Origin of the sequence: Malikia sp. (assembly GCF_028687635.1) — a bacterium.
In the GTDB taxonomy this organism is placed as follows: Bacteria; Pseudomonadota; Gammaproteobacteria; order Burkholderiales; family Burkholderiaceae_C; genus Malikia.
The window spans coordinates 220,105-228,214 of record NZ_JAQTZS010000004.1 but is presented as its reverse complement, the minus strand read 5'-3'; the positions used below and the strand labels follow the sequence as shown (position 1 = coordinate 228,214).

The 8,110-nt window shown below is 71.4% G+C and carries 4 protein-coding genes; 3 read left to right on the top strand and 1 reads right to left on the bottom strand.

The genetic code is table 11. From position 1 onward, the window contains the following. The 3 genes from PHR85_RS04895 to PHR85_RS04885 form a co-directional block, all read left to right on the top strand. On the top strand, positions 1-206 hold a 206-nt coding region (locus PHR85_RS04895), incomplete at its 5' end, for a hypothetical protein (protein WP_300051194.1). Positions 207-216: 10 nt separating this feature from the next. Next, positions 217-1,479, top strand: a complete 1,263-nt coding sequence (locus PHR85_RS04890; RefSeq protein ID WP_300051192.1) for an exonuclease SbcCD subunit D C-terminal domain-containing protein — start codon at positions 217-219, stop codon at positions 1,477-1,479. After that, a complete protein-coding gene (locus tag PHR85_RS04885; RefSeq protein ID WP_300051189.1) occupies positions 1,476-5,228 on the top strand; it encodes an AAA family ATPase in 3,753 nt (1,250 codons plus the stop codon). The genes PHR85_RS04890 and PHR85_RS04885 overlap by 4 nt, the downstream gene beginning before the upstream one ends. 12 nt (positions 5,229-5,240) lie before the next feature. Here the strand turns inward: PHR85_RS04885 and PHR85_RS04880 are convergent, their stop codons facing one another. Continuing rightward, complete coding sequence (locus tag PHR85_RS04880; protein WP_300051186.1) at positions 5,241-8,096, bottom strand: Hsp70 family protein; 2,856 nt, start codon at positions 8,094-8,096, stop codon at positions 5,241-5,243. Positions 8,097-8,110: the final 14 nt, after the last annotated feature.

The following is an 8,110-nucleotide window of genomic DNA, read 5'->3' as shown; positions in this document are numbered from 1 at the left end:
TGCCGCCTGGGGTCGGGCAACTCGGCGAAGTAGGTCTGGGGGTTGGCAAGCATGCCTTCAGTATCCACCCGGCCAGCTCAATAGCCCAGTCTCAGATCATTCCCGGGCTACATAGCGCAATCGCCCTGGGGCTTGCGCTCGTGAACTGGTCATGGCTGGGTAATCTAGTTTCACTGGCCGGAGCCGTCGTCGAACTGGGGCAATAATCCCTGTCTGATGAGAATCCTCCATACCTCCGACTGGCACCTGGGGCAGACGCTGCACCAGTACGAGCGCGGCTTCGAGCACGCGCGCTTCCTGGACTGGCTGCTCGATACGCTGGAAGCCGAACGGGTCGACGCGCTGCTGATCGCCGGCGACATCTTCGACCACACCAACCCGTCGGCCGCCTCGCAGCAGCAGCTCTACCGCTTCCTGCGGCAGGCCAGGCAGCGCGTGCCGCATCTGTCCATCGTCATGACGGCGGGCAACCACGACTCGCCAGGCCGCATCGAGGCACCCGGCCCGCTGCTGTCGCTGCTCGACGCCAGCGCGATCGGCGCGGTCGGCTCATTCGGTCGCTCGGCTGAAGCCCTGGACTGGGAAGCGCAGCTGGACCGGCTGATCGTGCCGCTCAGGGACCGCGCTGGGCAGATTGCGGCCTGGTGCATCGCGCTGCCCTTTCTGCGTCCGGCCGACCTGCCGCGCATCGAAGGCGGCGCTGACACCGACCCCTATCTGACCGGCATGGCCCAGCTGTATCGCCAGGCCTGGGAGCGGGTACAGGCCAGGCGAGCCCCGGACCAGGCCGTGGTCGCGATGGGTCACTGTCACATGACGGGTGGCCAGGTGTCCGAGGAATCGGAGCGCCGGCTCGTGATCGGCGGCGCGCAGGCACTGCCGGCCGCGATGTTCGATCCCGGCATCGCCTATGTCGCGCTGGGTCACCTGCACCTGGCGCAGCGCGTCGGGGGTGACGAGACGCGGCGCTACTGCGGCAGCCCGCTGCCGCTGTCCTTCTCCGAGGTGGACTACCCGCACCAGGTGCTGCTGGTCGAGCTGGCCGGCGAGGCGGTCGCCTCGGTGCGCGAGCTGCGCATCCCGCGCGCGGTCGAGCTGCTGCGCGTGCCAAAACAGCCAGCGCCGCTGGAGCAGGTGCTCGCAGCGCTGGAGGCGCTCGATCTGCCCGCGCGGCCCGAGGCCGAACAGCCCTACCTGCAGGTGCGCGTGCGGCTGAGCCAGCCCGAGCCGGGACTGCGCGCCAGCGTCGAGGCGGCGCTGGCCGGCAAGCCGGTGCGGCTGGTGCGAATCGAGACTTCCAGCGTGCGCACAGTCGCAACGGATGCAACCCCCACCACATCGGTCGAGGAACTGGCCGCGCTGGAGCCGGCCGACTTCTTCGGCCGACTGTACCGGCACCGCTTCGGCAACGAACCCGCGCCCGAGCTGGCCCGAGCCTTCGATGAACTGCTGGTCCAGGCGCAGGAGGAAGTCAAATGAGGATACTGGCCATCCGGGGCCGCAACCTGGCCTCGCTGTCGAACGAGTTCGAGGTCGACTTCACGGCCGAGCCACTGGCCTCGGCCGGCCTGTTCGCGATCACCGGGCCGACCGGCGCGGGCAAGAGCACCTTGCTCGATGCGCTGTGCCTGGCGCTCTACGAGCGCACGCCCCGGCTGACGCGCGCGAACGCCCGCAGCGAGAGCGTGCCCGACGTGGGCGAACACGCGGTCGGCACCAGCGACCCGCGCAATCTGCTGCGGCGCGGCGCCGGCGAGGGCTGGGCCGAGGTCGATTTCGTCGGCAGCGACGGGCAGGCCTACCGCTCGCGCTGGAGCGTGCGGCGCGCCCACGGCAGGCACAGCGGCAGGCTGCAGGCCAGCGAGATCGCCCTGTCACGCCTGGCCGACGGGCAGCCGCTGGGCGACCGCCGCAAGACCGAGACGCTGCGCCAGATCGAGGCCATCATCGGCCTGAACTTCGAGCAGTTCACGCGCGCGGTGCTGCTGGCGCAGAACGATTTCGCCACCTTCCTGAAGGCCGGCGACGACGAGCGCGCCGAACTGCTGCAGACGCTGACCGGCACCGAGACCTTCTCGCGCCTGTCGATGCTGGCCTTCGAGCGCATGAAGGACGAGCGCAAGGCGCTGGATCAGCTGCAGCAGCAGATGCAGGACTGCCAGCCGCTGACGCCCGAAAGCCGCGCACAGGCCGAAGCCGGGCTGACAGAGGCCACCTCGCAACTGCAGGCGCTCGAGCACGAGCGGGCTGCGCTGGCCGAGCGGCAACGCTGGCATCTGCAGCGCGAGCAATTGCAGCGCCAGCAAACCGAAGCCGATGCCCTGCTGGCAACCGCCACGACGGCGCGCGATGCCGCGCAGGAGCGACGCGCGAATCTGCAACGGCTGGAGCGGGTGCAGCCCGCGCGAGCGCTTGCAGCCGATATCGAGCGCGCGCAAGCCGCGCTGGAGATAGAACAGGCCGCGCTCGAACAGCTGCGGACCCAGGTCAGCCAGGCCGGCAGCGACGTGGAAACTCTGACTGAGACGCACGAACAGGCGGTGCAGGCACAGCGGGCGGCCCAGCAGGCCCAGGCCGATGCCAGGCCGCTGCTTGAGCAGGCCAGGACGCTGGACGGGCTGATCGCGGCGACCGCGCCACGCGAACAGGCGGCGCGCCAGTCGCACGCGGATGCCGCCCAAGAGCTTGCGCAGGCGCGGGCACGCCAGCAACAGACCGCAGCGCGCCGGCAGCAAGACGGCGCCGAACTGCAGTCGCTGCAGCAATGGCTGGAACAACATGACAACCGGCGCGAACTCGCGCAGGGCTGGCCACGCTGGGAGGCCCTGTTCGAGCGCGCGAATGCACTGCGATCACAACAGGCGGGCGCGGCCGAACAGGTCGAGGCGCTGCAGCAACAAGCACGGGATCTGTCCCAGCAGCTCGCGCAAGGCCAGGTCGAACTCGAACGCGCCGAAACAACCTGCGCGCAAGCCAACGTCAGGCTTGAACAGGCTTCGACTGCCTGCGCCGGCATCGACCCCGAGGCGCTCGCGGCGGAAAAGTCCGCGCTGCAGGCCAGGCGCGAATCGCTGCGGGAATTCGGACAGCGCTGGCACAGGCTGCAACAACTGAACGAGCACCACGCCTTGCTGGCGGACAAGCGCGCGGCCCGGTCCAGCGCGCTGGCAGCAGCAAAAAGCCAGCTCGAAGCGGTCGCACATGAGCTGCCACCCGCCGAGGCCGCCCTGGCATCGGCGCAGCAGGCGCTGCAATCGGCCAGGCTGGCGGCGAGCGCCAGCGCCGAGGCATTGCGCGCCAGCCTGCAGCCCGGCCTGCCCTGCCCGGTCTGCGGCTCGACCGAACATCCCCGTGCGCAAGCCTCGGCAGCGATTGATGCGGTGCTGGCAGCGCTGGAATCGCATGAACTCGGTTGCCGGCGAACGCTAGACGAACTGCTGCAGCGGCAGGCCGGTGCGCAGGCCCAGCAGCAGCTCGCCGCGCAGACGCTGCGCGAACTCGACGCCGAGCTCGCCACGCTGGCCATCGAACACGATGCCGCCCGCTCCGACTGGAACGCGCACCAACTGCAGGCCGACTGCGCCGCGCTCGCGCCCGCGCCATTGGAGGGATGGCTGGCGCAGCAACAAGCCGATGTGTTCGCGGCGCTGCAGGTCTTGGATGAGCGCGAGTCGCGGTTGCGCGCTGCGCTGCGCGAGCGCGAACAGACACGACTCGCGCTTGATGCGGCGCGCACTGCGCGTGACGGCTTGCGCCAGCAAGTCCAGGCGCTGCAACAAAAGACCGCGCTGACCGGGCAGCAAGCACTGGCCGCACAGCAACAGATGGTCAGGCTCGAACAGGAAACCGAAACGTTGCTGGTCCAGCTCGACGCCGCCTTCGCGCGCGCGTCGTGGCGCGAGCAATGGCAGGCCAACGCGCAGGATTACTGCGCCCGCCTGCGCCAGCAGGTACGGGAATGGCAGCATGCGCGCGAGCGCCGCGACGCCCTGCAGACCGGGCTGCAGCTGCTCGCGCAGGAAGCCGACAGCCGCCAGCAGACTTGCGAACAGGCCAGCCGGCTGGAACATTCCCAGGCGCAGGCGCTGCGGCAGATCGAGGCCGAACTCGCGCAATACCGGCAGCAGCGCGCCGCGCTGTTCAACGGCCATCCAGCGGATGCCGTCGCCAGCGCGCTGCAAGCTGAACTGGATCGGACCGGCGCGCTGCAGGCACACTCGCTCCAGCGGCTGCATGAGGCAAGCCAGCAGCAGACCCGCCTGCTCGAAGCCCGGCGTCAGACCGACTTGCGGCTGATGCAACAGGACGCCACGCGGCAGGAAGCAAGACTCGAGCTGCAGCGCTGGCTCGACGACTGCAACGCCGCGCACAGCGAACCGGCACCGGCACCAGCGCTGACGCTGGATGATTTGAGCACCTTGCTGGCCACCCCGGCCAACGCACTCGCGCGCGAACGCCAGGCGATGCAACAACTCGATGACACCGTGCAACAGGCGCAGGCCGTGCTGCAGGACCGGGCGGACATGCTGCGCCGGCACGAGGCCGGTCGCGAGCAGATCGACGATCCCGCCGAACTCGAACGCCTGGCCGGCGAACTCGCGCAGCAGCTGCAGGCGGCGACCGATGCGCAGGCCGGCATCCGGCTGCAGCTCGTGCAGGATGACGAACGGCTCGCGCGCTCGGTCGGCATCAGGCAACGCATCGAGACTCAGTCGGCGCGCACCCGGACCTGGGAGCAACTCGGCGAGCTGATCGGCTCGGCCGACGGCAAGAAGTTCCGCAACTTCGCGCAGCAGCTCACGCTCGACATCCTGCTGGACTATGCCAATGCGCACCTGCAGGGCCTCACCCGGCGCTACCGGATCGAGCGCCTGCGCGACAGCCTGGGCCTGCTGGTGGTCGACCAGGACATGGGCGACGAGCTGCGCTCGGTGCACTCGCTCTCGGGCGGCGAATCCTTCCTGGTGTCGCTGGCGCTCGCGCTCGGGCTGGCGTCGCTGTCCTCGCACCGGGTCCGGGTCGAGTCGCTCTTCATTGACGAGGGCTTCGGCAGCCTGGACGCCGAGTCGCTCAATGTCGCGATCGACGCGCTGGATCGCCTGCAATCCATGGGGCGCAAGGTCGGTGTGATCTCCCATGTGCAGGAGATGACCGAGCGCATCGGCGCGCGCGTGCGCGTGGCCCGACTCAGCGGCGGCGCCAGCCGCATCGTCGTCGAGGGGCGCTGAAGCCCCGGCGGCTCAGCGGCCGAGCAGGCGCAGCCCCGGCGGCAGTGCCTCGCCGTAGCTCAGGCGCTGCTCGGCGGCCTCGAGCTCGACCCGCTCGCGCAGCATGCGGCTCCAGATCTCGGGCGCCTTGAGCTCGGCCAGGCGCCGCAGCACCCGCTCGCGCCACTCGGGCGCCAGGTCGCGCACGCGGTCGCCGCTCAGGCGCGCGATCTGCACCGCCGCGAAGGCGGCCTGCTCGACCCGGCGCCAGTCGAGTTCCAGCAGCGCGTTCAGCCACTCCTGCGCGACCTCGGGCGGCACCACGTTCTGCGCCTGGCCGTAGAGCGAGACGCGCGCGCCCAGACGGCCGACCACCCACCAGTCGCCCGCCTTCTCGATGCCCTGGCCCGCCTCCTTGGCGCTGTTCGGATCGGCACGGCCAGCCGACTTGCGCAGGCGCTCGACCAGCCAGTGGCCGACCTCGGCGCGGTAGCCGTGCGGCACCCGCTCCAGCGCCGCGACCAGCCTGAGCATGTCGCCATGGCTGCCCTTGAGCGGGTGGCTGGCCGACCGGCTGGTGACGAGCTGCTCCAGGTGGGCACCGACCGTCTGCAGCAGCTCGATCTGCGCTGCCTCGCTCAAGCCGCCAGCGGCACGCCGCCACAGCGTCCACCATTCCGACCAGTTGTTGCTCTCGGCGCCGAACTGCAGGCCCTGCGGATAAAGCTCCCACAGCTGCTCGACACGCCACTCGTCGAGCGGCGCGCCGGTGCCCGGGCGCAGGCAATAGCCCGCCAGGTTCAGCCAGGCACGCTCGTGCGCGGCGGATCGGCGCCGGCGCCTGGCACGCGCCAGCAGCGCATCGAACAGCGCGCGCGACAGCGCCAGCTCCCAGCTCTCGCGCGGGCCCAGCAGGCGCTCAAGCCCGGCGCGCAGCTGGCTGACCTCGCGCGGCTCGACCCGCTGCGAACCCTCGCCAAAGACCCGATCCAGCAGCGCGAGCGCATCGGCCAGACGTGGATGCCCGGGCGCTGGAGCTGACTCGTCACCCGGCTGCGAGGCAGTGTCACCTGCGCGCAGGTCGAAGGCCAGCCGCCAGCGCTGCTGCGGGTCGTCGCAGGCCACCGCATGGACTTCCAGCGTGCCGAGCTCGGTCATGGTCGCGACCAGGCCGACCTCGACCTCGGCGCGACGTCGCCCCTGCGGGGGCGGCAGCACGGCGACCAAGGGCGGCAGCCGCAGCAGGCCCTCGTCGTCGGCCGGGATCAGATCGCCAGCCTGCCAGGGCTGGTCGGACACGGTGGAGGCCAGATGAAAGCGCACCGCCTGGCCCAGCCGCAATGCGAAACGGCGGCCCGGCAGCGCCACCGCCTGGCCCTCGGGCGTGCCGCGCGGCAGCACGCACAGGCCCTGCTCGCGACCGCCCTCCTGCAGCAGCAGGAAATAGCTGCGCGCCGCGCCGCCGCCGATACCCGCGCCCAAGCCCGCGAGGCGTCCGGCGCGCAGCAGCGCCTGCGCGACCGCGCCGCGCGCGACCGCGAGGTCGGGATCGAAGTGGTACAGTACGCGCAGCGGACCGCCACGCCAGGACTGCATCAGCTGGATGATGCGGCTGGTGATCGCCGCCGAGCGGAACACGCCGCCGTTGAGCAGCAGCGTGTCGGGCAGCGGAAAGCCACCCTCGCAGTCAGTGGCGTCAGCGCCCAGGGCCGCGCGCGCCGCCACCGCGTGGCGCTGCAGGAAATCGGCCAGATGGCGCGTGATCGCCGCATCGGCCGGATACGGCAGGCCGAACTCGACGATGCCAGCGCGCCGCCGGCGCGGCCGCTCGCGCGGCGACTCCAGCGGCAGGAAACCGTCGAGCACCAGGGCCTCGACCTCGGCGCGGCCGAGCTCGACGCTGCGCGCGCCACCGATCAGCCTGGATCCGGCCCCCAGCAGCGTGACCGGCACCGAATCCGGCGCCGGGTCAGACAGCAGCAGCTCCTTGGCCGCGCGGCAGCGCTGCACCAGCTGCGACAGGCGCGCCGCCGGCAGCGGGGCGTCACCCGTGAGCCGGCGTTCGACCAGATGCGCCAACGCCAGGTCCATGTTGTCGCCGCCCAGCATCAAATGGTCGCCGACCGCGACCCGGGTCAGGCGCGGCGCGCCACCCGCCGCATCGGGCTCGACCCGCACCAGCGTCAGGTCGGTCGTGCCGCCGCCGACATCGACCACCAGCACCAGGCGCGAATCCTTGAGTTCATCGGCCAGGCTAGCGCGATGCTGGAACAGCCAGTCTTGCAGCGCCGCCTGCGGCTCCTCGACCAGGCGCAGCTGCTCCAGCCCGGCCAGCCGCGCGGCCTCCAGCGTGAGCGCGCGCGCGCCCTCGTCGAAGGACGCCGGCACCGTCAGCGTGAGGTCCTGCCGCGCCAGCGGATGACCGGGGTGGCGCTGATCCCAGGCCAGCCTGACCTGCGCCAGGTAGCTCGCGCTCGCGGCGACCGGCGAGATCCGAGCCACCTCGTCCGGCGCGCCCCAGGGCAGGATGGCCGCCTGCCGGTCCACCCCGGGATGCGAGAGCCAGCTCTTGGCGCTCGCGACCAGGCGGCCCGGCGTTTGGGCGCCTAGCTCGCGCGCCCGGCGCCCGAACACGGCAACCGGCAGCTCGATGCCACCGGCGAGCGCCGGCTGCGGCCAGGGCAGCTCCAGCTCGGAGGCGGCGAGCTCGCCCTCAGCCGGGTGATAGCGCACCGAGGGCAGCAGCGGCGAGTCCGCCACCTGTCCCGGCGCGACCGACTGCGCGATCCCGAGCAGCTGCAACTCGGGCTCGGCCGCCTGCAGATCGGCCCAGGCCACCACCGTGTGGCTGGTGCCCAGGTCGATGCCGACCGCGTAGCGTGCGCTCACACCGAACCCCGCCG

What these genes read in the sequence shown, in the direction of transcription:
- PHR85_RS04890 (WP_300051192.1), top strand. Translation starts at nt 217, where the DNA reads ATGAGAATCCTCCATACCTCCGACTGGCACCTGGGGCAGACGCTGCAC.
- PHR85_RS04885 (WP_300051189.1), top strand. Translation starts at nt 1,476, where the DNA reads ATGAGGATACTGGCCATCCGGGGCCGCAACCTGGCCTCGCTGTCGAAC.